The sequence below is a fragment of the Jannaschia faecimaris genome, assembly GCF_900107415.1.
GTDB classification, from domain to species: domain Bacteria; phylum Pseudomonadota; class Alphaproteobacteria; order Rhodobacterales; family Rhodobacteraceae; genus Jannaschia; species Jannaschia faecimaris.
Genome location: NZ_FNPX01000003.1, coordinates 34,000 through 57,345, shown reverse-complemented (window position 1 = coordinate 57,345; position 23,346 = coordinate 34,000). Strand labels below are relative to the sequence as shown.

The 23,346-nt window shown below is 62.9% G+C and carries 24 protein-coding genes; 12 read left to right on the top strand and 12 right to left on the bottom strand.

Annotation, left to right across the window (positions count from 1 at the left end):
* Position 1: 1 nt before the first annotated feature.
* The 3 genes from BLV27_RS04660 to BLV27_RS04650 are packed head-to-tail and all read right to left on the bottom strand — an operon-like array spanning position 2 to position 2,971.
* A complete protein-coding gene (locus BLV27_RS04660) occupies positions 2-1,069 on the bottom strand; it encodes a TRAP transporter substrate-binding protein (protein ID WP_092643175.1) in 1,068 nt (355 codons plus the stop codon).
* A gap of 28 nt (positions 1,070-1,097) precedes the next feature.
* On the bottom strand, positions 1,098-2,390 hold the full coding sequence (locus BLV27_RS04655) for a TRAP transporter large permease (RefSeq protein ID WP_092643172.1): 1,293 nt from the start codon (positions 2,388-2,390) through the stop codon (positions 1,098-1,100).
* Between the two features lie 14 nt (positions 2,391-2,404).
* On the bottom strand, positions 2,405-2,971 hold the full coding sequence (locus tag BLV27_RS04650) for a TRAP transporter small permease (RefSeq protein WP_244504539.1): 567 nt from the start codon (positions 2,969-2,971) through the stop codon (positions 2,405-2,407).
* 417 nt (positions 2,972-3,388) lie between these two features.
* Here BLV27_RS04650 and BLV27_RS04645 point away from each other — a divergent pair, with 417 nt between their 5' ends.
* Together BLV27_RS04645 and BLV27_RS19285 are read left to right on the top strand one after the other, a co-directional pair.
* Positions 3,389-3,676: a hypothetical protein gene (locus BLV27_RS04645; RefSeq protein ID WP_092643169.1), complete on the top strand. Its 288-nt coding sequence runs from the start codon at positions 3,389-3,391 to the stop codon at positions 3,674-3,676.
* The gene (locus BLV27_RS19285; RefSeq protein ID WP_170831351.1) at positions 3,676-3,825 is read left to right on the top strand and encodes a hypothetical protein; all 150 of its coding nucleotides are present in this window, start codon (positions 3,676-3,678) and stop codon (positions 3,823-3,825) included. The genes BLV27_RS04645 and BLV27_RS19285 overlap by 1 nt, the downstream gene beginning before the upstream one ends.
* Positions 3,826-4,022: 197 nt before the next feature.
* Here BLV27_RS19285 and BLV27_RS04640 read toward each other — a convergent pair whose 3' ends face one another.
* Together BLV27_RS04640 and BLV27_RS04635 are read right to left on the bottom strand one after the other, a co-directional pair.
* Positions 4,023-5,078, bottom strand: coding sequence for an ABC transporter ATP-binding protein (locus BLV27_RS04640; RefSeq protein WP_092643166.1), 1,056 nt, complete (start codon positions 5,076-5,078; stop codon positions 4,023-4,025).
* A gap of 7 nt (positions 5,079-5,085) precedes the next feature.
* The gene (locus BLV27_RS04635; RefSeq protein ID WP_425283639.1) at positions 5,086-5,892 is read right to left on the bottom strand and encodes an IclR family transcriptional regulator; all 807 of its coding nucleotides are present in this window, start codon (positions 5,890-5,892) and stop codon (positions 5,086-5,088) included.
* A gap of 159 nt (positions 5,893-6,051) precedes the next feature.
* Here BLV27_RS04635 and BLV27_RS04630 point away from each other — a divergent pair, with 159 nt between their 5' ends.
* From BLV27_RS04630 to BLV27_RS04585, 10 genes are all read left to right on the top strand, one after another.
* Positions 6,052-7,257, top strand: coding sequence for an ABC transporter substrate-binding protein (locus BLV27_RS04630; protein ID WP_425283638.1), 1,206 nt, complete (start codon positions 6,052-6,054; stop codon positions 7,255-7,257).
* Positions 7,258-7,374: 117 nt separating this feature from the next.
* Positions 7,375-8,322 carry a carbohydrate ABC transporter permease gene (locus tag BLV27_RS04625; protein WP_092643163.1) on the top strand — a complete coding sequence of 316 codons (948 nt, stop codon included), beginning with the start codon at positions 7,375-7,377 and terminating at the stop codon, positions 8,320-8,322.
* A gap of 5 nt (positions 8,323-8,327) precedes the next feature.
* Entirely contained in the window at positions 8,328-8,669 is a 342-nt protein-coding gene (locus BLV27_RS04620; protein ID WP_425283637.1) for an MmcQ/YjbR family DNA-binding protein, read from the top strand.
* On the top strand, positions 8,670-9,518 hold the full coding sequence (locus BLV27_RS04615) for a carbohydrate ABC transporter permease (protein WP_092643157.1): 849 nt from the start codon (positions 8,670-8,672) through the stop codon (positions 9,516-9,518). It abuts the gene before it with no gap.
* A gap of 20 nt (positions 9,519-9,538) precedes the next feature.
* Positions 9,539-11,671, top strand: coding sequence for an alpha-galactosidase (locus BLV27_RS04610; RefSeq protein WP_092643154.1), 2,133 nt, complete (start codon positions 9,539-9,541; stop codon positions 11,669-11,671).
* A gap of 78 nt (positions 11,672-11,749) precedes the next feature.
* Positions 11,750-12,520 (top strand): SDR family NAD(P)-dependent oxidoreductase, encoded by a 771-nt coding sequence (locus BLV27_RS04605; protein WP_092643151.1) that lies wholly within the window; start codon positions 11,750-11,752, stop codon positions 12,518-12,520.
* A 1-nt stretch (position 12,521) separates the two neighbouring features.
* Positions 12,522-13,400, top strand: coding sequence for a 2-dehydro-3-deoxygalactonokinase (locus BLV27_RS04600; protein ID WP_092643148.1), 879 nt, complete (start codon positions 12,522-12,524; stop codon positions 13,398-13,400).
* Positions 13,401-14,021: a 2-dehydro-3-deoxy-6-phosphogalactonate aldolase gene (locus BLV27_RS04595; protein ID WP_092643145.1), complete on the top strand. Its 621-nt coding sequence runs from the start codon at positions 13,401-13,403 to the stop codon at positions 14,019-14,021.
* On the top strand, positions 14,018-14,881 hold the full coding sequence (locus BLV27_RS04590) for an SMP-30/gluconolactonase/LRE family protein (RefSeq protein WP_092643141.1): 864 nt from the start codon (positions 14,018-14,020) through the stop codon (positions 14,879-14,881). Before BLV27_RS04595 ends, BLV27_RS04590 begins: the two co-directional genes overlap by 4 nt.
* Entirely contained in the window at positions 14,878-16,773 is a 1,896-nt protein-coding gene (locus BLV27_RS04585) for a beta-galactosidase (RefSeq protein ID WP_092643138.1), read from the top strand. The genes BLV27_RS04590 and BLV27_RS04585 overlap by 4 nt, the downstream gene beginning before the upstream one ends.
* On the opposite strand, the gene BLV27_RS04580 is transcribed toward BLV27_RS04585, so the two are convergent.
* The 7 genes from BLV27_RS04580 to BLV27_RS04550 form a co-directional block, all read right to left on the bottom strand.
* Complete coding sequence (locus tag BLV27_RS04580; protein ID WP_092643135.1) at positions 16,757-17,734, bottom strand: type I glyceraldehyde-3-phosphate dehydrogenase; 978 nt, start codon at positions 17,732-17,734, stop codon at positions 16,757-16,759. The two genes, BLV27_RS04585 and BLV27_RS04580, sit on opposite strands and share 17 nt — an antisense overlap.
* 90 nt (positions 17,735-17,824) lie before the next feature.
* Positions 17,825-18,175 (bottom strand): H-type lectin domain-containing protein, encoded by a 351-nt coding sequence (locus BLV27_RS04575; RefSeq protein ID WP_092643131.1) that lies wholly within the window; start codon positions 18,173-18,175, stop codon positions 17,825-17,827.
* 130 nt (positions 18,176-18,305) lie between these two features.
* Positions 18,306-18,710: a F0F1 ATP synthase subunit epsilon gene (locus BLV27_RS04570; RefSeq protein WP_092643128.1), complete on the bottom strand. Its 405-nt coding sequence runs from the start codon at positions 18,708-18,710 to the stop codon at positions 18,306-18,308.
* Positions 18,711-18,713: 3 nt separating this feature from the next.
* A complete protein-coding gene (atpD, locus tag BLV27_RS04565) occupies positions 18,714-20,138 on the bottom strand; it encodes a F0F1 ATP synthase subunit beta (RefSeq protein WP_092643125.1) in 1,425 nt (474 codons plus the stop codon).
* Positions 20,139-20,184: 46 nt separating this feature from the next.
* Positions 20,185-21,054: a F0F1 ATP synthase subunit gamma gene (locus BLV27_RS04560; RefSeq protein ID WP_092643122.1), complete on the bottom strand. Its 870-nt coding sequence runs from the start codon at positions 21,052-21,054 to the stop codon at positions 20,185-20,187.
* 12 nt (positions 21,055-21,066) lie between these two features.
* Positions 21,067-22,605 carry a F0F1 ATP synthase subunit alpha gene (gene atpA / locus BLV27_RS04555; RefSeq protein WP_092643119.1) on the bottom strand — a complete coding sequence of 513 codons (1,539 nt, stop codon included), beginning with the start codon at positions 22,603-22,605 and terminating at the stop codon, positions 21,067-21,069.
* Positions 22,605-23,165 carry a F0F1 ATP synthase subunit delta gene (locus BLV27_RS04550; protein ID WP_092643833.1) on the bottom strand — a complete coding sequence of 187 codons (561 nt, stop codon included), beginning with the start codon at positions 23,163-23,165 and terminating at the stop codon, positions 22,605-22,607. The genes atpA and BLV27_RS04550 overlap by 1 nt, the downstream gene beginning before the upstream one ends.
* Positions 23,166-23,346 lie beyond the last annotated feature (181 nt).

The window sequence follows — 23,346 nt, the reverse complement described above, 5'->3', positions numbered from 1 at the left end:
ATCACTGCATGTCGGACATACGACGCGCGTTCACGCTCTCTTCGGCCGATGCGATCGCGGCGCGGAAGTTTGCCAGCATCTCATCCCCCCCGTCCACGTTGCTCGCAAACCAGTCATAGACCGGGCTCGCGGCCTCTTGGAAAGCCTGCTTCTGCTCGGGTGTGGGCACGTAGAGATCGCCGCCCCCGGCCACGAAATCCTCGTAGGCCTGGATCGACTTGCGCTTGGGGCTGGCAAACGTGGCCTGTTGCAATGCCGCGAAGCCATCAACGATGACGCGCTTCATGCCGTCATCCATCGCTTGGAACTTCTCGTTGTTCATCACCCAGATGGCGGCCATGTAGGCGTGACCGTCGAGCGTGAGATACTGAAGCCCCGCATCGGGAAACTTCATGCCCATGATGTCGGTGATTCCGTTCTTGGAGCCTTCGACAACACCGGTCTGAAGCGACGTGAACAGTTCTGGCCACGGGATCGGTGTGGGCGAGGCCCCCAGCGCGCGGACCAGCTCCTGCGGCAGATCGGCCACGACCGTGCGGATCTTTAGACCGGCGATATCATCGGGCGTCGCGACGCGGCGCTGCGTGTTGGCGAAGTTGCGCCAGCCGCCTGTGTTGCCCACGGTCATGATGCGGATCGTGTCGCCCGAATCCTCCAGCGCCTTGGCGCGAAGCTGCGCCGTCAGGTCGGTGGCGGTCAGGACTTCCTCCGCGATGCGGTCGTCGGACATCAGGTATGGCAGGTCGAAGATCTGCACATAGGGAAAGATGCCCGCCGCGCCGCCCGACGTCGTCACGAAAACGTCGATCGAGCCATCGGCCACGCCTTGCAGACATTCCGCGCCGTTCGAGCAAAGCTGCGTCCCGATAAAGAGCTCGACGGTGACCGCACCGTTCGACGCAGCTTCGACATAGTTCTTGAAGACGACCAGACCGTCATAATCCTCGTCGTTTTCGTTGGAGTTGGCGGTGGCGCGAATGTTGATGGCATGCGCGTCCGCGAAGGCCAGAGACGGAAGGGCCGTGATCGCAGCCAATGCGCCCGCTTTCAGGATGTTGGTTAGTTTCATTTGGTCTCTCTCCCTTTTGGACCGATATTTACAGGAAGCCGAAGAAGCGTGGCACCGCCAGCGAAATGGCCGGGATGTAGGTGATCAGGCCGATCACGAAAACTTCGACAGCAAGGAACGGCAGGATGGCGCGGGCGATGGTCTCAACCCGTTCGCCGGAAACAGAACTCGCCACGAAGAGGACCAGCCCCATTGGTGGCGTGGCAAGCCCGACGGTCAGGTTGACCGACATGATGATGGCGAAATGCACCGGGTCCACGCCCAGCGAGGTAAAAATCGGGCCCAGAATCGGGCCGAGGATGATGATCGCGGGTCCGGCATCCAGGAACATGCCGACGATGAACAAGAGCAGGTTAATCAGCAGCAGCAGAACCAGCGGGTTCGACGACAGCGACAGGATCATCGCGGCCAGCGCTTCGGGCGCGTGGGACAGGGCGACCACCGTTTTGAACGCCAGCGCCGCGCCCACCAGCAGCAGAACCACCGATGAGATCAGGGCCGACTTGCCCAGAACGTCCGGCAGGTCGCGCCAGGTCATCTCCCGCAGGATGAAAAGCGAGACGACGGCGGCGTAGGCCACAGCCACGGCCGAGGCCTCCGTCGGGGTGAAGATGCCACCGAGGATCCCACCCAGGATGATGACAGGGGTCAGCAAAGGGAAGAATGCCTTGAGCGACGCCTGCCCCTTTTCGCCCCACGTGGCCCGGCGCTTGAGCTCGGGGAAGCCGCCCGGGTTTCGGCGCGCCATGACATTGGTCACCGTCATCAGCCCGACGCCCACCAGCACGCCCGGCACGATGCCCGCCAGAAACAATGCGGCGACGGATTGTTCCATCACGTAGGCATAGATGATCATGATGCCCGACGGCGGAATGATCGGACCGATGACGGAAGACGCGGCGGTGACGGCGGCGGCGAACTTGCGGGTATACCCCTCCTTCTCCATCGCCGGGATCAGCATGGAGCCCAGCGCGGATGTATCCGCCACCGCCGACCCGGAAAGCCCCGCAAACAGCATCGACGACAGGATATTGACCTGCGCCAGACCGGCCCGGAAGTGCCCGACGAGGGCCTGCGAGAACTCCACAAGCCGCATCGTGATGCCGCCCCGGTTCATCATCTCGCCGGCCAGCATGAAAAAGGGGATCGCCATCAGCGGGAAGCTGTCCATCCCGTTGTAAGTGTTACGGTAAAGCAGGACGAGGTCCTTCTCTTGGCCGTTCAACCAAAGAAGAGCGCCGGGCGCGGCCAGCAGGGCGAAAAAGACCGGCAGACCGATCATCAGCAGCACAAGAAAAAGTGGTAGGAACCAGACTAGCATGGCGGTCTCAGCATCTATTCCGCCCCCACGGTCGCGGTTTCGGGAATTTCAATCAGCTGATCGCCTCGCCCGGCCATGACTGCGATCTGCCGCCCGATCAACTCCACCATCACGGAAATCATCATCGCGATGCCCACCAAAAGGGAGGCCATCATCCAGCTGCGCGGTATCTTTTCCAAACCGTCACCGGTGGGGTAAAAGAGAGAGGACGTTTTGAAACGGCCCGAAAAGCCGGTGACCTCGGACCAGCCGATCTGGACCGCGACAACCAGAACGATGAGCGAGATCGCCATCAGGATCAGATTCAGCGTCGCGCCAACCCCGCGCGGCAGGACAAGCTGAACCATGTCGATGGCGACAAAGCCGCCCCGGCGCAGTGCTGTTGGGGCGACAACCATCAGCCAAAGCATCAGGAAACGCGCGGCCTCCTCGGGCCAGGGAAGCGGGTTGGAGAGAACGTAACGCCAGAAGACCTGGATCAGGATGAAGATCACCATCACGGCCATACAGGCGATGCCGACCCAACGGCCAACGGCCAGGACACCGGCGTTTATGGCCCCCAAAGCATACAATGCTGCCAAGAATGCTCGCACGCGCCCTCCCCGCTCGTGACGACCGCGCCAAAGACGCGGGCTGCAAATTGACTGAACGCGGTCAGATGCGCCACGTCAACCGAGTTAGCGTGTAGACAACATCATCTCCGTTCGGTCTTTGACCCACGCAGCGGCGAGCGCAACTTCCCGGATTCGTAGCGGCCCGTCAGAAAAAATCAGAAGGATTCCCAAGTCAGAACTGCAAACAAATCGCTTTCGCCCCATACATTACTCGACATAATGATACGCGCGCCTTCGCTTGGGCTACCGCAACCCCCAAAATGCCTTATTGGCCGAAATGAAAGACCGCCACGTGACACCCGGAGCGATCACCACCGCGATCACCTTTGCGCTTATGATCGGCACCCAGCCTTGGCCCCGGATTGGGCCGGGCGATATGCGGGGGTGGAAATCGGCTATCTGACGGGCGACGATGACCACTCTTGGGTCGCCACGCCAGGCGGCGTAAACGTCGACGTGGATGGCGCGACCTTCGGCTTGATCTACGGTCGCAATTGGCAGTCCGGTGCTTCGGTGTTCGGCTACCAGGGCGATCTGAGCGCATCGAATGCCGATGGCTTCGCCGTCGGTGGAACGCACCCTGAATCATTTTCGGTGAAGCCTGCTCCAATGATTTCGATGCGGTGGCCACGGTTCGCGCGCGTTATGGCATTGCGCTCCCGAACGGACTGATGCTCTATGTGACCTCCGGTCTTGCAGTGGGCAAGGTATCGGCGACAGCCGACACCGGTGCCTGCGGCTCTGTCATCTGCGAACTTGACGAGACAAGCTTCGGCTTCGCGGTCGGCTTCGGTCTCGAAGGCCCGCTCAACGATAGCTAGACGATGCGGGCGCAGGGCCTCTACATGGGCTTCGGCGACGAGCGTCTCGAAGGCTCTGCCGCAGCCAACAACGTGCGCGCTAAGTTCGAATACACGAAGGTGAGTTTCGGCATCCTACGCAAGGTCTGAGACGTAGCAATTCGCGAGACTGACCGGGGACCGTTTCGCAGCCCCCGTTTCACATCCCGGGCGCAGTTTCACCGCAGGCGCAATTCCGTCTTGGCATCAAAGACCAGGATGCGCGCCGGATCGATACTCAGCCCGATGCGGTCGCCTTCGTCGGAACGGATGTCGCCGCGCTCCTCGACAATGATCTTCTCTTCGGTGTCGGTGGTCAGATAGGCGTAGCTGACACCGCCCAGCGCCTCGGTCAGATCCACGGTAAGGGTGTCGCCGTCCTCCACGCTCAGGTGCTCCGGGCGCATGCCAAGGATCACGTCCGTGCCCTCGGCTGGCAGGGTAACGGCGGGGGTGACGGTGGTTTGCAGCCCCGGCACCTCGACTCCACCTCCGGTCACCTTGCCTTTCAGGAAGTTCATCGAGGGCGACCCGATGAAGCCCGCGACAAAGCGATTGTTCGGGTTTCGGTACAACTCCAGCGGCGCGCCGACCTGTTCGATCCGGCCCGCCCGCAACACCACGATCTTGTCGGCCATTGTCATCGCCTCGACCTGATCGTGGGTGACATAGATCATCGTCGCGCCGATTTCCTTGTGCAGGCGCGCGATCTCGACCCGCATTTCGACCCGCAATTCGGCGTCGAGGTTCGACAAGGGCTCGTCAAACAGGAAGACCTCCGGTCCCCGCACAATGGCGCGACCGATGGCGACGCGCTGTCGTTGGCCCCCAGACAAGGCCGCGGGCTTGCGTTTGAGATACTCATCGAGCTTAAGGATGCGCGACGCCTCGGAAACCTTGCTGTCGATTTCGGACTTGGGGTGGCCGTTCATCTTGAGGCCAAACCCCATGTTGTCGGCCACCGTCATATGCGGATAAAGGGCATAGGTCTGAAACACCATCGCCACGCCGCGTTGCGACGGGTCTTCGCGGGTCACATCGCGGCCCCCGATGGTGATCCGGCCCTCGGTCGTCTCCTCCAACCCCGCGATCATGCGGAGAAGAGTGGATTTGCCACAACCCGACGGGCCGACGAAGACGCAGAATTCGCCTTCTTCGATGCTCAGATCGACGCCGTGCATGACCTGCACGTCGCCGTATCGCTTGACGACATTGGTGAGTTCGACGCCTGCCATATTCGGATTATCCTTCCCGTTGATCGGGGAAGCGCCAATCACGCATATCCCCGGAAATTTTTTCAACCGCCAGCCGCATCTGGGGCAAATAACGCTCCATTTCGGTAAGCGTGCCGCGGTCAGTCGACGAGGTAACCGAGAGCGCGCCCATGACCTGGCCTGTCGCCGACAGGATCGGCAGGGCAATGCAGTGGATACCCGGCTCATGCTCCTCACGGTCGAGCGCGAAGCCAGCGGCCCGAATGGCCAAGATCTCGGTGCGCATGGCATCAGCGTCGGTCAGGGTGGTATCGGTGAAACGGTGCCAGCTTTGCTGGACCAATACTTTATCAAGGACCGATTCGGGCAAGTAGGCGAGCATGGCCTTACCGACGCCCGTGCAATAGGCGGGTCCAATCTTGCCCGCCTCGGAATACATCCGAACCGGGCGCGCGGCGTTTCGTTTGTCGACGTAAAGAACCTGCCCCCCATCAAGTTGCGCCAGGTGAACCGTCTCGCCAACCACCGCGCTGAGCCCATCCAGATGATCGCGTGCGATCGGGGCCAGGCTGGACTGCGCCCAAGCAGCATGGGCCATGCGCACAAGGCGCATTCCGGGCGCATAGGTTCCCCGGTCGGCGTCGAAACGCAGCATCCCCTGTGATGTCAGTGTCTGGACCAGACGATAGAGCGTGGCCTTGGGGAAGGGCGCAGTCTCCAGCAGTTCGGAAAACCGCACGGGCCGGCCAAAGGCCGACACGCGATCGAGCACGTCGAGCGCTTTGCCCACAGTGCCGTCGCCCCGTTCGCGCACCGCGTCTGGCTGGATATTCACGCTGCTGGACCTCCCCTTCCGCAAACTTGTTGACAGCCTAGGCGGAAGGTCGCATCGTTTTCAATATAAGAAACACGGTTTCATTAAATGGAACCAACGGGATGCAATTCGGGAGGAATTATGCGATCCATTCTTACGGCTCTTGCCGCTTCAACCCTCATGTCCGGCGCCGCCTATGCTGACGCCCACGCCTTGTCAGGCGATTTGCGGATCATCTCCGACATGTCCAACCCCGCGCCCCGCGCCGTGATGGAGGGTCTGGTCGCGGACTTCGGCGCGATGCACCCCGACCTCAACATCGAGTTGGAGGTGGTCGACCGCGACGGCTGGAAATCCCAGATCCGCAACGCGCTGACGTCGAATCCGCCCGATCTGATCAACTGGTACGCCGCCAATCGCATGGGGCCCTATGTCAATGCCGGCCTGTTCGAAGATGTGTCCGACACCTGGGCGGAGATCGAGGGGCTGGACTCCGTGAAAGGCGCGCTGACCATCGACGGCAAACAGTGGGGCGTGCCCTATACCTACTACCAGTGGGGCGTTTATTACCGCGAGGACATCTTCGCCGAACTTGGCCTGGAGGAGCCCGAGACCTTCGAGCAAGAGTTGGCCAACTGTCAGGTCATCATCGACTCGGGCCGTAAGTGCTACACCATCGGAACGAAGTTCCTGTGGACCGCGGGCGGCTGGTTCGACTACCTCAACATGCGCACCAACGGCTTTGACTTCCACATGGCACTGGCCCGCGGCGAGGTGGAGTGGACCGATGATCGCGTCCGCGAAACCTTTGCCAATTGGCGCAAGCTGATCGACATGGGTGCCTACATCGACGACCACCAGAACTATTCCTGGCAGGAGGCGCTGCCCTTCATGCTCAACGGCGAGGCCACGGCCTACCTGATGGGCAACTTCGCGGTCGCCCCCATGCGTGAAGGCGGCCTGACCGACGATCAACTCGACTTCTATCAGTTCCCGACAATCGGCGACTTCCCTAAAGGCGAGGACGCGCCGATCGACACGTTCCACATCCCGTCGGGAGCGACGAACAAGGACGCCGCGCGCGAATTTCTCAAATTCGTGACCAGTGCCGAGGTGCAGACCGCGATCAACGCGGGCGATGCATTGGGCCAGTTGCCCGTCAACGCGGCATCCTCAGTGGATGATGACGAGTTCCTGAACCAGGGGTTCGAGATGCTGACATCGAACGCGCCGGGCGGCATCGCCCAGTTCTTCGATCGGGACTTCCCGGCCGAGATGGCGTCGATCGGCATGGAAGGACTTCAGGAGTTCATGGTGTTCCCGGACAACCTGGACGACATTCTTCAGCGACTTGAGCAGGCCCGTGAGCGCATCTACGCGCAATAATCGAGCGCAGCCAACCGGGTCGGCCTTAGGGCCGACCCAAGCGGCCCATCCGCAAGCGCCCATCGGGTTTCCGCATGTGCCGCAGACAATCCGAGCCGCTGACCCGAGGGCAATGCAATGACCAATGCCACCGCCGTTCCCACGACCCACGCGTCACAACCCAGGCGCGGCTGGTACAAGCGCAACGAGATCGCGCTGACGCCGTGGCTGTTCCTGCTGCCGGGCGTGCTGTTCTTCGCGGCCTATGTGATCCTGCCGATCTTTCAGTCCTTCCAGGTCAGTTTCTATCGCTGGGACGGACTTGGCGACCTGACCGAACAAGGAAAGTTCATCGGGCTGGAGAATTACCGCGAGCTGGCCAGCGACCGGAATTTCTCGATCAGCTTCTGGAACAATATCCGATGGTTGCTGCTGTACCTGCTGGCGATCCCGCTCGGCCTGGCCATCGCGCTGTTCCTGAACCAGACAGTGACGGGCATCCGCCTCTACAAGTCGCTGTTCTTCTTTCCATTCGTGATTTCGCAGGTTGTCGTCGGCCTCGTGTTCTCATGGTTCTACCTGCCCAACGTCGGCATGTTGGCCATCGTCTTGGAGTGGTTCGGGATCACCGGCGTTAACATCCTCGGCTCCCCCGACACCGCGACCTATGGCATCATCGCGGCGGGTATCTGGCCACAGACGGCCTATTGCATGATCCTCTACCTCACTGGCCTGAACGCAGTTGACCCCGAACAGATCGAGGCCGCGCGCCTTGACGGCGCAAAGCGCTGGAAGATGCTTTGGTACATCATCATCCCGCAACTGAAACCGGCCACCTTCATCGCCTTTGTCGTCACCATCATCGGCGCGCTGCGGTCCTTCGATCTGATCTCGATCATGACGAATGGTGGCCCCTTCGGTTCGACCCGCGTGCTGTCGTTCTACATGTTCGAAAAGGCGCTGTCGGAATACGGCTTCCGCATGGGTTACGGCGCGGCCATCGCGGTGGTGCTGTTCCTTTTGATGCTGATCTTCATCGGATATTTCCTGTGGTCCATGTGGCGGGATGAAAGGGCGGCGCGGTGATTGGCTTGCCTCTCGAACGGTCCGATATCGACGCACTCTGCTCCGCGCTGCCCAGTGCCAACCCGTCTGGACCGGGGGAATTCGACAGCTGGAAACTGGCCGGCCGGACGTTCGTGGCTTTCGGGGGGCCGGGTGGGGGAAACCGCGTCTCGGTCAAATGCGCGGATAAAGAGACAGCGGCCATGCTTATCGACGCAGGCGTGGCCGTCCGCTCACCGTCTTTCGGGCCCGATTGGGTACGCCTGCCGTATGCCACGACAGAGGTGGCCGAGGCCGAGCACCGCATCCGAGTTAGCTATGACACCATCCGGGCCAACCTGCCCAAAGCGACGCGCGAGGCGCTGTAGATGTTTCCAACCCCCATCGCCAAATCCTCCCGCCAGTGGCAACTGACCTACCAGGGCCTGCTGCCGATCGCGCTGATCCTGTGGCTGCTGCCGCTGATTGCGGTGATGCTCTTCTCGATCAAACCCGATACCGATTTCACCCAAGGCAACTACTGGGGCGTCCCCGGCTCGTTCGAATTGTTCAACAACTACGGCAAGGTCTTCTTCGAGAGCGACATGCCGCGCTACCTGCTCAATTCTGCCTTGATCACCATTCCCACGGTGATCGGTGCGGTGGCCCTGTCGTGCATGACCGGCTTCGCGCTGGGCATCTACCGGTTCAAGGGCAACCTTCTGATCTTCTTCATGTTCATCGCGGGTAACTTCGTGCCGTTTCAGATCCTGATGGTGCCTGTTCGCGACCTGACGCTGGACCTTGGCCTGTACGACACGAAGACCGGCCTCGTGCTGTTCCACATCGCGTTCCAGACCGGATTCTGCACCCTCTTCATGCGCAATTTCATCCGCGCGCTCCCCTTCCCCCTGATCGAGGCCGCGCGGGTCGAAGGGGTCTCCGAATGGCGCATCTTCGTCTATGTCGTGCTGCCCCTGATGAAGCCCGCGATCGCGGCTCTCTCGGTGCTGATCTTCACCTTCATCTGGAACGATTACTTCTGGGCAATCGTACTGACTCAGGGCCCAGACAGCCAGCCGGTCACGGCGGGCATCACGGCCTTCAACTCGCAATACCGCGCGGCCTACCACCTGATGAGCGCGGGCAGCATCGTCGCCGCCCTTCCGCCCGTGGCCATGTTCTTCCTGATGCAGAAGCACTTCATCGCGGGCCTCACGCTGGGTGCCGTCAAATAACCCCCACCTCGGACCTGCCGATGACTTCTTCCACCTCCGCGGGTGCCCCCTTGATCCGCACCTGGCGCCTTGACGATCATGATCCGACCAACGGGGCGCGTCAGACCATGGTCCTGGCGGCCGCGGGCGACCGCCAGCCGCAGGTTGTCTACTGGGGCGCGCCCCTGCCCATGGACGAAAACCTGGAGACCGTTGCCCGCGCCAATGCCATCGACGTCACCGGCGGGATGCTGGACGCCAACCCCGACCTGGGCCTATGCCCCGAGGCGTCGCGGTCCTTTCCCGGCCAGCCCGGCCTGATCCTGCGCGACGGGAACGGCGTGCCGATGTTGCCCCGATTTGCCTACCGCGACGCCACCCAAGGCCCGACGTCCCTTGACTTCACCTATGGCGATGCCGACGCCGGGCTTACCCTCAGGTTCCGCTTCACGACCGACGCGGCGACGCGGGTCATCACGGCGAAGACGGTTCTGACGGCAAGAACCCCGGTCCACCTTCATTGGCTGGCCGCGCCGGTCCTGCCCGCGCCGCAACATTCGGACGAGATGATCGACGTCACGGGGCGCTGGTGCGGGGAGTTTCAGCTCAACCGCACCGCTTGGTCCCCCGGCATCCGTGCCCGCGAAAACCGGACCGGGCGCACCGGGCACGAACATTTTCCGGGCCTTCTGATCCCGTGCTCCGGGGCGACCAACACCCAGGGCGAGGCCTACGGCTTCCACTACGGCTGGTCCGGTGGGCACAGGATGATCGCGGAAGAACTCCCTGACGGGCGCCGCCAGGTCCAATGGGGCCATGCCGCGCGGATGGAGACGCGGGCGGGCACGCGGTTCGAGAGTGCAACTCTCTACGTAACCTGTTCCCAAACCGGGCTGAACGGGTGCGCGACCGCGTTTCAGCGGCACCTGCGCGACCGCATCGTTAACTGGCCCAGACCCGGCGTGCCCCGGCCGGTGCACTACAATTGCTGGGAAGCAGTCTATTTCAACCACGACCTGCCCGTCCTCAAAGACATCGCCAGCCGCGCCGCCGAACTCGGGGCCGAACGGTTCGTTCTGGACGATGGATGGTTCGGGCAGCGCGACGACGACACCCGGTCCCTCTCGGACTGGACCGTGGACCCGCGCAAATATCCGGACGGCCTCGGCCCGCTGATCGACCACGTGCACGGTACGGGCATGACCTTCGGCATCTGGTTTGAGCCCGAGATGATAAACCCCGATAGCGACCTCTACCGCGCGCACCCCGAATGGACACTGGGCGCGGAGGATCAGACCCTGGGCCGCCAGCAGAAGGCCCTAAACATGGCCCTGCCCAAGGTGCGGGACTTCATCTTCGACCGGATGGCCGCGATCCTGACCGCCCATGAAATCGACTACATCAAGTGGGACCACAATCGCGTGCTGCCGATGCCCGACGCGGAACAGACGCGCGGCTCCTATGCCCTTCTCGATCGGCTGCGGGCGGATTTCCCGAACGTGGAAATCGAAAGCTGCGCCAGCGGTGGTGGACGCATCGACTTCGGTATTCTTAAACGCGCGCAGCGGGTCTGGCTGTCGGACAGCAACGACGCGCTGGAACGCCTGCGCATTCAGCACGACGCGGCGCTGTTCCTGCCGATGGCCGTCTCGGGCAGTCACGTCGGTCCGCGCCGATGCCACACGTCAGGGCGCGTCTTTGACATCAGCTTCCGTGCCTGGGTCGCCGCCCAACGCCATTTGGGGTTCGAGATGGACCCCCGCGAGTTGACCGACCACGAGGCCGCCGTCCTGACCGAGGTGACGGCCTGGTGGAAGGCCAACCGCGACTGGACCACGCTGGCGGATATTCTTCGCCTCGACAGCAGCGATCCCGCCATTCTGGCCGAGCAGCAGATGCCGCGTGACGGGCACCGCTTCGTCGTCTTCGCCGGCAAGGCGGCTACCTCCAACCAGATCGCGCCGCGCCCCCTGCGGCTGACGGCGCTTGATCCGGCCGCGCGTTACCGGATCGAATTGATCAATCGAAATGATGCCCCCGACCTTTCGCGGGGCGATCCGATCCTCAAGGAGGGGCCGATGGACGTCTCCGGCGCTTGGTTGATGCAACACGGAGTTACCCTGCCATGGAGCTTCCCGGAGACCATGTGGGTGATCGAAGGGCACCGTCTGTGATGCCCGTTGCCCCGCCCAGACAATAAAGTGCAGATGCACCCAATGCCCGCGACAAACCAATCCTGAAGGGAAGCCGAAATGACCCAGACAGCGACCTACCCGGATCTCGACGGTGCCTCCGTTTTCATCACCGGTGGCGGATCCGGCATCGGCGCGGACCTGACCGAAGGGTTCTTGAGACAGGGGGCAAAAGTCGCCTTCATCGGGCGCTCGGATGCGAGCGATTTCGTCGCGCGAATGACCGAAGAGACCGGGAACAAACCCCTGTTCGTCCAAGGCGACATCACCGACCTGGGTGCCCTGCGCGGTGCAATGGACGCCGCCGCCGATGCCCACGGGCCAATCACCCGACTGATCAACAATGCGGCCAACGATAAACGCCACGCCTCGCTGGAGGTGGACGAGGCCTTCTGGGATTGGTCCATCGCGATCAACCTGAAGGCCTATTTCTTCGCCTGTCAGAACGCCATTCGCGGCATGAAAACCGTCGGTGGAGGGCACATCGTTAACTTCTCCTCCATCAGCTACATGATGGGGAACGCGGGATACGCGATCTATACCACGGCGAACGCAGGCATCACGGGCATGACCCGCAGCCTGGCCCGCGAGTTCGGGCCGAACGGAATCCGGGTGAATGCGCTGGCTCCCGGATGGGTTTTGACACCCAAGCAGCTGGAGCTTTGGGCCGATCCGGAAAGCCTCAGGGCTCATCTGGATCGCGCCTGCCTGAAAGAGCATCTGACACCGGCGGACATTGTGAACCCGACGCTGTTCCTTGCGTCTGACGCATCAAGAATGATGACCGGGCAGGCCATGGTGGTGGATGGCGGCGTCGTGGTAACGGGCTGACATGACATATTGGATCGCGGCCGACTGGGGCACCACAACGCTCCGCATTACCCGGATGGACGGGACGCGTGCCCTTGAGACGCGAGAGAGCGACCAGGGCATGAACACCCTGACGCGCGAGCAGTTCGAGCCTGCGCTGCTGGCGATGGCCGGCGACTGGATCGACGGGCCGACGCAGGTCATCGCCTGCGGCATGGTCGGCGCGCGACAGGGCTGGGCCGAAGCAGCTTATCGCAGCCTGCCTTGCACACCGCTGGACAGCGGACTGACGAAAGTGACGACGCAGGACGCCCGGTTGGACGTCTCCATCGTGCCGGGCGTGCGCCAGTTGAAGCCCCACCCGGATGTCATGCGCGGCGAGGAAACGCAGATCGCGGGCATCCTGGCCAAGCTGCCGGAGTTCGAGGGCGTCGCCTGCCTGCCCGGCACCCACACGAAATGGGCGCATCTGTCGGCCGGCGAAATCGTCAGCTTCCGCACTGTGATGACCGGGGAGCTGTTCGCAACCCTGACCGGCCAAACCGTGCTGCGGCATTCTCTGAGCGGGGACGGCTGGGACGAGGATGCGTTCCTCGCTGCCGTGTCGGATGCCCTGTCGCGCCCCGAGACGCTAATTGCGAAGATGTTCGAACTGCGCGCCGCCGACCTTCTGCATGGGCAGGACGCCGCCATCGGGCGTGGCATCCTGTCGGGTCTCTTGATCGGTGCGGAACTGGCGGCCACGAAGCCGTGGTGGATGGGGCGCGACATCGTCATCACAGGCTCCGACAAGACAACCCGCGCCTATGCCGCCGCCCTCACCTCCCAGGGGCTGAACCCCAAAATCCTGCCTGCCCGAGACATGACGCTTGCCGGGCTGACCGCTGCGAAAGGCACCTGAATGACACGCCCCCTCATCGCCATCCTGCGCGGGATCACCCCGCCCGACGCCATCCCTGCCTGCGCGGCGCTGCTCAACTCTGGCATCACCAAGATCGAGGTGCCACTTAACTCGCCCGAACCGCTCTCCTCCATCGCGGCGATGGCCGATGCCTTCGGCCAGCAGGCGCTGATCGGAGCAGGCACCGTCCTTTCTGTTGAGGAAGTGCAATCGGTCGCAGACGCCGGGGGCAGGATCATCGTATCGCCAAACGCGGATCCCGACGTGATCCGGGCCACACGAAACCTCGGGATGGAAAGCTGGCCGGGGGTCTTCACCCCGACCGAGGCGTTTTCCGCACTGAAAGCCGGGGCGACAGGCCTGAAACTGTTCCCTGGTTCGGTGGCCGGGCCATCGGGGCTGAAGGCGATCCGGGCAATTCTGCCGGTGGGCACGACGGTCTATGCCGTGGGCGGTGCAGGTCCCGAGAATTTCGGCGAATGGCTCGACGCGGGGGCCGATGGGTTCGGACTGGGGACCGCGGCCTATATTCCTGATCTGCCGATCGAAGAGATCGCAGCCCGAGCGCACAGGATCGTCGCGGCCTTTGACAAGGCAGCGGGACGCGGGAGCATGGCATGACGCCCGTTCGCATCTATGACGATCGCACCTGCGCGCTTGGCGAAGGTCCGCTTTGGCATCCGGAGCGGGAGCAGTTGTTCTGGTTCGACATCACGGGCCAGCGTCTGCTGTCGCGGGTGGGCGACGACGCCTTGGCCTGGGATTTCGACGAGCCCGTCAGCGCCGCAGGCTGGATCGACCGCGATACCCTTATGGTGGCGGGGGCCAGCGCGCTCTGGTCGTTTGACATTGAAACCGGGACGCGTGCGATCATCGCTCCGCTGGAGGCCGATCAGCCGGATACACGGTCGAACGACGGCCGCGCGGACCCGGTCGGCGGCTTTTGGATCGGAACGATGGGCCGGAACGCCGAAGAGGGCGCGGGCGCGATCTACCGCTATTTCCGGGGCGAGGTGCGGCAGATCTTCCGCGACATCACGATCCCGAACGCGATCTGCTTCTCGCCGGGCGGCGACACGGCCTATTTCGCCGATACGGCCAAAGGGGCGATCTGGAAGCAGCATATCGACCGCGCGGGCTGGCCCTCGGGCAAGCCGGAGCTGTTCATCGACTTCTCGGGCGTGGGCCTCGCCCCGGACGGTGCCGTCTGCGATGCACAGGGCAATCTGTGGATCGCACAGTGGGGGGCCTGGCGCGTCGCTTGCCATGGGCCGGATGGACGCTTCCGCATGGCCCTGCCCTGCGGCGCGGCGCATACGACCTGTCCCGCTTTCGGCGGGGAGAAACTGGGGCAGATCTTTGTGACCTCGGCCACGCAAGGTCTGGACGACAACGCGCAAGATCATCATTCCGGCGGCGGTCGCACCTGGGTCGCCGATATGCCGGTCAGGGGTATCCCGGAACGGAAAGTCATCCTGTGAAACGCACCCTCGGCGTCTGCTACTATCCCGAACATTGGCCCGAATCCCAATGGCCCGAGGACGCGCGCCGGATGGCGGAACTGGGCCTGACCTGGGTACGGATCGGCGAATTCGCCTGGAGCATGTTGGAGCCCGCACCCGGCGATTATAACTGGGACTGGCTTGACCGGGCGATCGATGTATTGACCGAAGCAGGGCTGTCGGTCGTGCTGGGCACGCCTTCGGCGACGCCGCCCCGTTGGATGCTGGATCGGTTCCCAGACATGCTGGCTTGGGACGCCGAGGGGCGACCGCGCGCCTTTGGATCGCGGCGCCATTACGATTTCGCCCACGCCGGTTACCGGAACGCCGCCGCTGCGATGGCCGGACGGATGGCCGCGCGGTACGGCAACCGGGTTGCCGCCTGGCAGACCGACAACGAATACGGTTGCCACGATACGGTGCGCAGCTGGTCACCGGTGGCGCGCGACGCGTTCCGGAATTGGCTGGCAGACAAATACGGAACCATTCAGGCCCTGAACGAGGCGTGGGGAAACATATTCTGGTCGATGACCTACTCCAGCTTCGATCAGATCGACCTACCCAATCTGACCGTGACCGAGCCGAACCCCGCCCATGCACTCGCCTTTCGGCGCTTCGCCTCGGACATGGTCGTTACTTGGAACGCGGCGCAGGTGGAAGCGATCCGGGCGCATTCAAACGCGCCGATATCGCACAACTACATGGGCCGGGTGACGGAGTTCGACCACTATGCAACGGGCCGCCAGATGGAGATCGCGACCTGGGACAGCTACCCGTTGGGCTTTCTGCTGGACCGCGTGCCCGGCGGCGACACGGCGGCGTACCTGCGGCAGGGAGACCCGGATTTTCAGGCATTTCACCATGACCTGTACCGCGCCTGTGGAAACGGACGCTGGTGGATCATGGAGCAGCAGCCGGGGCCGGTGAACTGGGCCCCGTGGAACCCCGCCCCCCTGCCGGGTATGGTGCGCCTTTGGTCATGGGAGGCGTTCGCCCACGGCGCTGAGGCGGTCTGCTGGTTCCGCTGGCGACAGTTCCCGCAGGGCCAGGAACAACAGCACGCCGGCCTGCTGCGCCGGGACTCGACCGAGGCATCGGGCTTTGCCGAAGCCGCGCAGGTCGCCGCAGAGTTGCGCGACGCGCCCGATGTCGTCCCGGCGCAGGCCCCGGTCGCGCTGATCTTCGATTACGTTTCCCAATGGGCGTGGGAGGTGCAGCCACAAGGGGCGGGTTTCGACCATTTCGCACTTTGCCTGGACCTGTATCGTGCGCTGCGCAGCCTAGGTTTATCCGTCGATATACTCTCGCCGGACACAGCTTGCTTGGATCGCTATGCCCTGACGCTTGTGCCGGGAATGCTCACCCTTTCCGAACCTTTGCGCACGGCAATCGAAACGGCGAAGGGTCTCGTGCTGACAGGCCCCCGCACCGATCTGAAGACCGCCGAACTGGGAATCGCCATGCCGATTGGGCCGAACCTTCCGGGGTTGGAGGCGACATCGCTGATGGAAGAGACCTTCCCGCCCGATTCTCCGCGCGGGTTAGAGAATGGCGGCGGCATCGGCCTATGGCTGGAACATCTGGAAAGCGACGCACAGGTGATCGAACGGACGATAGACGGTACAGCCGTCCTGTTGCGGGCAGGCAAGCGTCTGCATCTGGCGGGCTGGCCCAACAAGGCAGCGGCGCGTCGGATCATGGGCGCTCTGGCGCGGGAGGTGGGGCTGAGGGTGACGTTCCTGCCCGAAGGGCTACGCGTACGCGATACGGCAACGGAACGGTTCGTTTTCAACTATGCCAGCCATCCGTCGGAATACGACGGCCATACCGTGGAACCCGCAGGCGTCCTGCGCCTCAGCCGGCCATTCTGAGGCCCAACTCCAACATCCGGTTCGCGAAGCCCCACTCGTTGTCGTACCAGCCGAATACACGGATCAATCCGCCCTGCCCGACACGTGTTTCCCCGCTGGCGTGGATATAGCTTTCAGGGCGTCCACGCAGGTCAGAGCTGACCAGCGGGCCATCCTCGACCCCGATGACCCCGCCCGCGGCATAAAGGGCAGCGTTAACTTCGGCCACGGTCGCACGGGTTTTGGGCACGAAGGACAGGTCAACGGCAGAGACACTGGCGACCGGGACCCGGACCGACTGGCAGGGCACGCGCCCCGCGAGGTGGGGCAGAACTTCGTCCACCAGGCGTCCCGCGCTGGTCGTCGTGGGCACCATCGACAGCGCCGCTGCGCGCGACCGGGCCAGCGGGCCACCCAGGGCCATATCCACAGTCGGCTGGCTGCCAGTGTAGCAATGAATGGTCGTCATCGATCCGGTCGTGACGCCGAAGGCCTGATCCAGCACCGCCAGCAGCGGCGCGACCGCATTGGTGGTGCAACTGGCGTTGGAGACAATGCGATGCGCAGGCTTCAGCGCCACGTCATTTGCCCCAATGACGATTGTCGCGTCAGCCACGGCGGACGGGCCAGACATCAGCACTTTCGACGCGCCCGCAAGCAATCCGCGTTCCACCTCGGGCCGGGTGTCTACGTGGCCGGTGCATTCCATCACCAGCTCCACACCGCCCAGCGACAGGGTTCGCAGATCGGGGGTTCGGTGGAAGGGAATGGATCGCCCATCGATGACCAGTGCCCCGTCCTTTGCCTCGACGGTTCCGGGCCATGGGCCAAAGACACTGTCGTACTTGAAGAGGTAGGCACAGGTCTCCAGCGGCGCGATATCATTGATGCCAACCACGTCGCAGCCCTGCCCCGCTCCTGTCAGGTGCGCGCGCAGGATCGACCGGCCAATACGCCCAAAGCCGTTGATGAAGGTCTTCATGGTCAGCCCCAGGCAATTCCGCACGACCAAGGTCGCCGTGCCCGCCTTCTCTGGGGGCGCGAGCCGGGCAATGTCAAAGACGCAAATGTCTCAATACACGTCCCATTCATCCACGGCGCGCACTTCACCGATGGCGGTCCAGTCGGCGCGGACGCGGGCGACTCGGGTATCGCCCCAAGTGCGAAAGATAAGGTCGAACCCTGCCTCGGTGACGTTCCCATGACTCAGGTCAGCCCGCTGGTTGGAGCCTTCGTCCATGTCGAACATTGCAAGCCCCGTCAGGATCGCGGGCGGGGCCTTGAAGCTTTCCTCGAACTCGACGCGCAAACGCGCCTCTCGCGTGCCGGTGCCGGACCACATCGGGCCACCGGTCTCGAAATCCGAGAACATGACGTGGCTGCCCTGCTGAATGCCGATCAGATGGTTGGATAATCTGCGCATTCAAAACCTTAGGTCAGCGTTCGCCCGAATATTCATAGGCCAAGTAGCTTGGCAAAAGCAAAGGCCCCGGCATCTCTGCAGGGGCCTTTGAATGTGACGTGTCGGATGCAGCACAACCGGTGAGTCCAGATCACGAATTGCCCTGAGAGGGATACAGGCCAATATGGCCGCCCATGGCCACCATGTCTGCCAGAAGCTTGGCCGCGACATCTATCGCATCGCCGCTGGCTTCCTTGTGCTTGGCATGAGCTTCCGCAACCCAGTCATCGATAACCGCCTGCGTCACATCGGAAACGTGCAGGGCGCGTTCCGCAAGAACGGTCACACCCTCGCCGATTTCGGCAAAGCCACCGGTCACGGCGAAGGAATCCTCGCCGCCCGATGTCTCGATGGTCAGGATGCCGGGCCGCAGCGACGTGATCGTCGGCGCGTGGTCCGCCATGGCGGTCATGTCCCCGTCCGCGCCGGGGATGCGAACGGCCGTGACCTCTTCTGAGGCCAGCCGCCGCTCGGGTGAGACGAGTTCAAACTGCATGGCTTATGCGGCCTCCGCAGCCATGCGCTCGGCCTTGGCTTTCACGTCGTCGATGCCACCTACCATGTAGAAGGCACCTTCCGGCAGGTGATCGTACTCACCGGCAACAACGGCCTTGAACGAGGCGATCGTGTCGGCCAGCGGCACCTGAATGCCGTCGGAGCCGGTGAAGACCTTGGCGACGTCGAAGGGCTGCGACAGGAAACGCTCAATCTTGCGCGCCCGCGTCACCGCCAGTTTGTCGTCTTCGCTGAGTTCGTCCATTCCGAGAATGGCAATGATATCCTGCAGCGACTTGTAGCGCTGAAGCACCCCCTGCACATCGCGGGCAACTTCGTAATGCTCCTCGCCGATGATCGCCGGGTCCATGAGACGCGACGTTGAACCAAGCGGATCCACAGCCGGATAAATGCCCTTTTCCGAGATCGAACGGTCCAGAACCGTCGTCGCATCAAGGTGCGCGAACGACGTGGCCGGCGCTGGGTCGGTCAGGTCGTCGGCGGGCACGTAAACGGCCTGAACCGATGTGATGGACCCCGACCGCGTCGACGCGATCCGCTCCTGCATGGCACCCATATCGGTTGCCAGCGTCGGCTGATAGCCCACTGCCGACGGGATACGACCCAGCAGGGCCGACACTTCGGAGCCTGCCTGCGTGAACCGGAAGATGTTATCGACGAAGAACAGAACGTCCGATCCGGACTGATCGCGGAACTGTTCGGCCAAGGTCAGGCCGGACAAGGCAACGCGCATCCGCGCACCCGGAGGCTCGTTCATCTGGCCATAGACGAGAGCGATCTTGGACTTTTCGAGGTCATCAGGAACGATAACGCCGGATTCGATCATTTCGTGGTAGAGATCGTTCCCCTCGCGGGTCCGCTCCCCGACGCCCGCGAACACGGACAGACCCGAGTGCACCTTGGCGATGTTGTTGATGAGTTCCATGATCAGAACCGTCTTGCCCACCCCGGCACCGCCGAACAGGCCGATCTTGCCGCCCTTGGTGTAGGGGGCCATCAGGTCGATGACCTTGATGCCCGTCACGAGGATTTCGGTCTCGGTCGATTGCTCGGCAAAGCTCGGGGCTTCGCCGTGGATCGCGCGCGTTTCCTTTGTCTTCACTTCGCCTTTTTCGTCCACCGGCTCGCCGGTAACGTTCATGATCCGCCCAAGGGTCGCATTGCCCACGGGAACGCGTATCTGGTCGCCGGTATCGGTGACTTTCTGGCCGCGAACCAGACCTTCGGTGGCGTCCATCGCGATGGTGCGAACCGTGTTCTCGCCAAGGTGCTGGGCCACTTCGAGGACTAGGTTCTTACCCCCGTTCTCGGTGGTGAGGGCGTTCAGGATCTGCGGCAGTTCATCGGGGAACTGCACGTCGACGACGGCGCCGATGACCTGGGTGATTTTTCCGACTGCATTTGCCATGTCGTATGTCTCTCCGGTTTCTCTGGTGCCGAGGCACCGGCCAATGTCAGAGCGCTTCGGCGCCCGAAATGATTTCGATCAGCTCGTTGGTGATGACGGCCTGGCGCGAGCGGTTATACTCGATCGTCAGCTTGTCGATCATTTCGCCCGCATTGCGCGTCGCGTTGTCCATCGCGGACATCCGCGCGCCCTGTTCGGACGCCCCGTTTTCCAGCAGAGCCGCAAAGATCTGCGTGGCGACACCGCGCGGCAGCAGATCGGCCAGAATGGCCTCTTCGCTGGGCTCGTAGTCGTACAGGGTCGAAACTTCATCGCCCGCTTCAAACTTGGCGGGAATGATCTGTTGCGCGGTCGGCGTCTGGCTGATCACCGACTGGAACTGCGCATAGTAGATCGTCGCGACGTCGAAGTCGCCTTCCTCGAACCGCTTGAGCACGTCCGTGGCAATACCAACGGCGTCTGCGTAGCCGATGCGCTTCACGTTCGACAGGTCGACATGCCCGGTATGATACTGACCATACTCGCGCTTGAGCGACTCGCGGCCCTTCTTGCCAACAGTCAGGATCTTCACTGTCTTGCCCTGCGCCAGCAACTTGTCAGCGTGGGTCTTGGCCAGCTTGGCGATGTTGGCGTTAAAGCCACCGCACAGCCCCCGCTCGGAGGTCATGACGATCAGCAACTGCGTCTGTTCGGACCCGGTGCCCGAAAGCAGAAGAGGGGCCGTGTCGGAGCCGCCGACAGACGCCGCCAGACCACCCAGAACGGCATTGAACCGTTCCGTGTAGGGGCGCGACGCCTCGGCCGCATCTTGGGCGCGGCGAAGCTTGGCCGCCGCGACCATTTGCATGGCCTTCGTGATCTTGCGCGTCGATTTAACGCTCGCGATCCGGTTCTTCAGGTCCTTGAGGTTGGGCATTTATCTGCCCCCTCAAGCGAAGTTCGAGGCGAAACCGTCGATGGCCGCACCGATCTTGTCGGCCAGATCATCCTTCACCTTGCGGTCGTTTTCAGTGATGTCGGCCAACACTTCGGGGTGCTTGTTGCGCAGGTGAGCCAGCAGGCCCGCCTCCCAACGACCGACGTCCTTTACAGCAACCTTGTCGAGGTAACCCTTGGTCCCCGCATAGATGACGCAGACGATCTCGGCGTTGGTCAGCGGCGAATACTGGGGCTGCTTCATCAACTCGGTCAGACGCGCGCCACGGGCCAGCAGTTGCTGGGTGGAGGCATCCAGGTCCGAGCCGAACTGCGCGAAGGCGGCCATCTCGCGGTACTGGGCCAGCGAAAGCTTAACCGGGCCCGCAACCGAAGACATGGCTTTGGTCTGGGCCGAGGACCCGACGCGCGACACTGACAGACCGGTGTTCACGGCGGGACGGATGCCCTGATAGAACAGCTCGGTTTCCAGAAAGATCTGGCCGTCGGTGATCGAAATCACGTTGGTCGGGATGAACGCCGAAACGTCGCCGCCCTGAGTTTCGATGATCGGCAGGGCCGTCAGCGATCCGTTGCCATAATCGTCGCCCAGCTTGGCCGACCGCTCCAGCAGGCGCGAGTGGAGATAGAACACGTCGCCGGGATAAGCTTCACGGCCGGGCGGGCGGCGCAGCAGCAGCGACATCTGACGATAGGAAACGGCCTGCTTGGACAAGTCATCATAAATGATCAGGGCGTGGCGGCCGTTGTCGCGGAAAAACTCGGCCATCGCGGTCGCGGCATAGGGGGCCAGGAACTGCATAGGTGCCGGATCAGAGGCGGTGGCGGCGACGACGATCGAATACTCGATCGCACCCGTCTCCTCCAGACGCTTCACCAGCTGGGCCACGGTCGAACGCTTCTGACCGATTGCGACGTAGACGCAGTAGAGCTTCTTGCTCTCGTCGTCCCCGGCTGCCTTGTTATAGGAAGCCTGGTTAAGGATCGCATCGAGAGCGACGGCTGTCTTGCCGGTCTGACGGTCGCCGATGATCAGCTCGCGCTGGCCGCGACCAATCGGGATCATGGCGTCGACGGCTTTCAGGCCGGTCGCCATCGGCTCGTGAACCGACTTCCGTGGGATAATGCCCGGGGCCTTCACGTCGGCGACGCGACGCTCGGAGGCGTTGATCGGGCCCTTGCCGTCCAGCGGGTTGCCCAGACCGTCAACGACGCGGCCCAGAAGCTCGTTACCGGCGGGCACGTCCACGATGGAGTTCGTGCGCTTGACGGTATCGCCTTCCTTGATGTCCCGGTCCGAGCCGAAGATCACGCAGCCGACGTTGTCGGCTTCGAGGTTCAGCGCCATGCCCTGAATACCGCCGGGGAACTCGACCATCTCGCCGGCCTGGACGTTATCCAGACCGTAGACGCGGGCGATACCGTCACCGACGGACAGCACGCGTCCGACCTCGGCGACTTCGGCGTCCTGCCCGAAGTTCTTGATCTGATCTTTGAGGATCGCGGAGATTTCCGCTGCCTGGATCGCCATTACCGGACCTCTTTCATCGTATTCTGGAGTGCATTGAGCTTCGCGCGGACCGACGTATCGATCATCTGCGAGCCGATCTTGACCACGAGACCGCCGATGAGGCCGTCGTCGATGGTGACATCTAGGTTCACGTCCTTGCCGGTGGACGCCTTCAGCGCCTTGGACAGCTTTTCGGACTGTGTCTTGGTCAACGCCTTGGGCGCGCGCACCTCGGCAGTTACCTCGCCGGCGTCGTCGGCGAGCATGCCCTTGAGCGCCTCGACCATCTGCGGCGTCACGAACAGACGGCGCTTGGAGGCCATCAGTTTGAGGGTGTTCGCCACAACCGCGCCGAGCCCCATCTTGGCCGCGACGGCGGAGACGGCGTTGCCCTGCTCTTCGCGCGAAATGACCGGCGAGGTCAGGACGCCGCGCAGTTCGGGCGAGGCCTTGATCGCCTCGTCCAGAGCCGCGACATCACTTGCGAGGGCCTTGAGATCGCCGCTTTCGCGGCTGAGGTCGAAGACAGCGCGCGCGTATCGCGCGGCAATCCCCGTGGAAATCGAAGCTGGTTCGGACACGTCCACCCTTTCGACAGTCTTTTTGGCGCGACCAGCGTTGGCCGACCCTATACAGACCCGTCCCGAGAGGGGCCGGATCACGAAATCGCGCTTCCTCTAGCAGAGGGGTTCGCACCCTGCAACAGCGCTTGAACGCCGCAGTTCCATCCCGATCATCAGCCTTGCGCGGGGCTGATTTTGG

Coding starts and splice junctions, on each gene's coding strand:
- BLV27_RS04660 (WP_092643175.1), bottom strand. CDS start 1,069: ATGAAACTAACCAACATCCTGAAAGCGGGCGCATTGGCTGCGATCACG.
- BLV27_RS04560 (WP_092643122.1), bottom strand. CDS start 21,054: ATGCCCAACCTCAAGGACCTGAAGAACCGGATCGCGAGCGTTAAATCG.
- BLV27_RS04605 (WP_092643151.1), top strand. CDS start 11,750: ATGACCCAGACAGCGACCTACCCGGATCTCGACGGTGCCTCCGTTTTC.
- BLV27_RS04610 (WP_092643154.1), top strand. CDS start 9,539: ATGACTTCTTCCACCTCCGCGGGTGCCCCCTTGATCCGCACCTGGCGC.
- BLV27_RS04575 (WP_092643131.1), bottom strand. CDS start 18,175: ATGCGCAGATTATCCAACCATCTGATCGGCATTCAGCAGGGCAGCCAC.
- BLV27_RS04590 (WP_092643141.1), top strand. CDS start 14,018: ATGACGCCCGTTCGCATCTATGACGATCGCACCTGCGCGCTTGGCGAA.
- BLV27_RS04580 (WP_092643135.1), bottom strand. CDS start 17,734: ATGAAGACCTTCATCAACGGCTTTGGGCGTATTGGCCGGTCGATCCTG.
- BLV27_RS04595 (WP_092643145.1), top strand. CDS start 13,401: ATGACACGCCCCCTCATCGCCATCCTGCGCGGGATCACCCCGCCCGAC.
- atpD (WP_092643125.1), bottom strand. CDS start 20,138: ATGGCAAATGCAGTCGGAAAAATCACCCAGGTCATCGGCGCCGTCGTC.
- BLV27_RS04640 (WP_092643166.1), bottom strand. CDS start 5,078: ATGGCAGGCGTCGAACTCACCAATGTCGTCAAGCGATACGGCGACGTG.
- atpA (WP_092643119.1), bottom strand. CDS start 22,605: ATGGCGATCCAGGCAGCGGAAATCTCCGCGATCCTCAAAGATCAGATC.
- BLV27_RS19285 (WP_170831351.1), top strand. CDS start 3,676: ATGCTCTATGTGACCTCCGGTCTTGCAGTGGGCAAGGTATCGGCGACA.
- BLV27_RS04570 (WP_092643128.1), bottom strand. CDS start 18,710: ATGCAGTTTGAACTCGTCTCACCCGAGCGGCGGCTGGCCTCAGAAGAG.
- BLV27_RS04655 (WP_092643172.1), bottom strand. CDS start 2,390: ATGCTAGTCTGGTTCCTACCACTTTTTCTTGTGCTGCTGATGATCGGT.
- BLV27_RS04600 (WP_092643148.1), top strand. CDS start 12,522: ATGACATATTGGATCGCGGCCGACTGGGGCACCACAACGCTCCGCATT.
- BLV27_RS04630 (WP_425283638.1), top strand. CDS start 6,052: ATGTCCGGCGCCGCCTATGCTGACGCCCACGCCTTGTCAGGCGATTTG.
- BLV27_RS04615 (WP_092643157.1), top strand. CDS start 8,670: ATGTTTCCAACCCCCATCGCCAAATCCTCCCGCCAGTGGCAACTGACC.
- BLV27_RS04625 (WP_092643163.1), top strand. CDS start 7,375: ATGACCAATGCCACCGCCGTTCCCACGACCCACGCGTCACAACCCAGG.